The organism is Spirillospora sp. NPDC049652, assembly GCF_040675125.1.
Taxonomy (GTDB): domain Bacteria; phylum Actinomycetota; class Actinomycetes; order Streptosporangiales; family Streptosporangiaceae; genus Spirillospora.
The window spans coordinates 1-2,046 of record NZ_JBFAOF010001143.1; the positions used below are offsets into that span (position 1 = coordinate 1).

A 2,046-nucleotide genomic window follows, 5' to 3' on the forward strand; every position below is an offset into this window, starting at 1 on the left:
GGCACGTCCGGCCGTCCGCACCACGGACGTGGACGGCGATCCGTCGGACGCCGGCGCGGCCGGGCCCAGGGTGTCGCCGCCGCCCCCGTCGCCCTCGCCGTCCTTGGCGGACGGGCGGCTCCTGCCGTTCAACCGGCTCTTGTCGCCCTCGGACGCGTCCGGCTCGGCCGGCCCGTCGGACGGAGCGGACGGAGCGGAGGGCACGACGCGCGTCCGGTCCCCGTAGACCGCCTCGGCGATCTGCGAGACCAGCTCGGCGGGCAGCGGTCCGCCCGCCGCCGACACGACGGTGACCTGCGCGGCCCCCGTCCGGCGCGCGGCCAGCAGGATCCGGCGGCCGAGCGCCGCCGTCTCCGCCGGGGAGCCCCCGAGGCGGCCGAGCAGCGGGACGTCCAGCCGGCGCGCCACCCGGCGCTGCCCCGGCACGGTCGGCCGGACCATCTCCGCGACGACCGCCGCGAGGATGCCGAGCACCAGCCCGCCGAGCCCCGCGACGACCGTCATCATCACCTTCGGGTCGGTCCTGGGCGCGGCGATCGCGGGCTGCGCGACCGACGCGTTCCCGGCCGTGCTGAGCTGCGTGCGCAGATCGCTGCGGCTGGCCCGCAGGTCGGTGAGCTGGGTGAGGATCCGGTCGGTGGGCGGGCCGGGCGAGGCGTCCGCCTGCTGCTTCTCCAGCGAGGTGATCTGCTGGTTGATCTGGTTGAGCTGGTTCTGGATCGCGCTCTGGTTGGAGCTGTTGATGTCGCGCACCGTCTCGGCCGAGACCGTCTGGGTCAGCTTCAGCGCGACGGCCGGGTCCGGGTCCTTGACCGACAGCTCGACGACCGTGGACGTCCCGAGCCCCTTCACGGTGATCTGCTTGGCCACCTTGCCGGGGTCGCGGGCGAGCCGGCCGTCCTTGATCACCTTGGCGAGCAGGTCGTGGCCGGTGGCGAACGCCTTGACGGTGCTGACCGCCGCGCTCACCCCGTTGTCCCCGGCGGCCCCGGCGGCGGCCCCGCCCGGCACGACGATCCGGGCCTGCGCGGCGGCGGGCGGCGTCCTGCCGTCCAGCAGCGCGTACACCGCGAGCAGCGGCGCCACCGTCGCGACCAGCAGAAGCGCCCAGTAGGTGCGGATCACCCGGGCGGCGACCTCGTCGATCTCCACGGCACGGCCCCCTCGCCTGTCCTGACACCGCGAGCGTAGGAAGGGTGCATAAAGATCGAATCGCCCACAAATACGACTCGGCTACGTCGTTTGCGGGGGGCGGGTCAGGGCTCCCTGGACGGACGCATCCCCGCGCACATGGCGGGGGGCCGGGCTCCTCGGGCGGACGCATCCCCGCGCGCGGCGGTCAGGGCTCCTCGGAGGGGGCGCATCTCCGCCCCGTGCGACGGTCAGCGCTCTTCGGACGGGCGCATCTCCGCCCGGGCGGCTGTCAGGGCTCCTCGGAGGGGCGCATCCCGGCGCGCGGCGGTCAGGGCTCCTCGGAGGGGCGCATCCCCGCGCGCATGGCGAGCGTGATCGCCTCCAGCGCGGAGTGCAGGTCGAGCTTGGCGAGCAGGTTCTGGGTGTGGGTGCGGACGGTGTTGGCCGACAGGCCGAGCCGGTCGGCGATCTCCGCGCGGTTCAGCCCGTCCACCATGCACTGCAGGACCTCGCGCTCGCGCGGGGTGAGGTCGGCGAGCAGCCGGTCCGCGCCGTCCGGCTCGGGACGCCCGGACAGGAGCCGGCGCAGCACGTCGCCGAGCAGGTCGGGCGGGATCCAGCCGCCGCGCCGCGCCGCGTGCCGGACGACGCCCGCGACCCGCTCGGCCCGCTCGGTCTTCGACAGGAACCCGACCGCGCCGCGCCGCACGCAGCGCACGATCGTGTCCACGCCGTCCGCGGCGGTGAGCACGACGACCCGCACGTCCGGGTGCCGCTCGCGCAGCCGGGCCAGCACGTCCAGGCCGTTCTCCGGGCCGAGAGCGGTTGGATGACCGGAAGGTGTTGTGCGGGATCCTGTTCGTGCTGCATACCGGGATCCGGTGGGAGTTCCTGCCGCAGGAGTTGGGGTTC

Annotated in this window: 2 protein-coding genes and 1 pseudogene; 1 reads left to right on the forward strand and 2 read right to left on the reverse strand. The window is 75.1% G+C overall.

What is annotated here, in order from left to right; translation table 11 throughout:
- Both AB0J52_RS37875 and AB0J52_RS37880 read right to left on the reverse strand, forming a co-directional pair.
- On the reverse strand, nt 1–1,152 hold a 1,152-nt coding region (locus tag AB0J52_RS37875), incomplete at its 3' end, for a YveK family protein (RefSeq protein ID WP_500187812.1).
- A gap of 310 nt (nt 1,153–1,462) precedes the next feature.
- Nucleotides 1,463–1,930: a response regulator transcription factor gene (locus AB0J52_RS37880; protein ID WP_500187813.1), complete on the reverse strand. Its 468-nt coding sequence runs from the start codon at nt 1,928–1,930 to the stop codon at nt 1,463–1,465.
- A 14-nt stretch (nt 1,931–1,944) separates the two neighbouring features.
- Between AB0J52_RS37880 and AB0J52_RS37885 the strand changes: the two are divergent.
- Nucleotides 1,945–2,046, forward strand: a pseudogene (locus tag AB0J52_RS37885) (transposase); the annotation flags it as partial.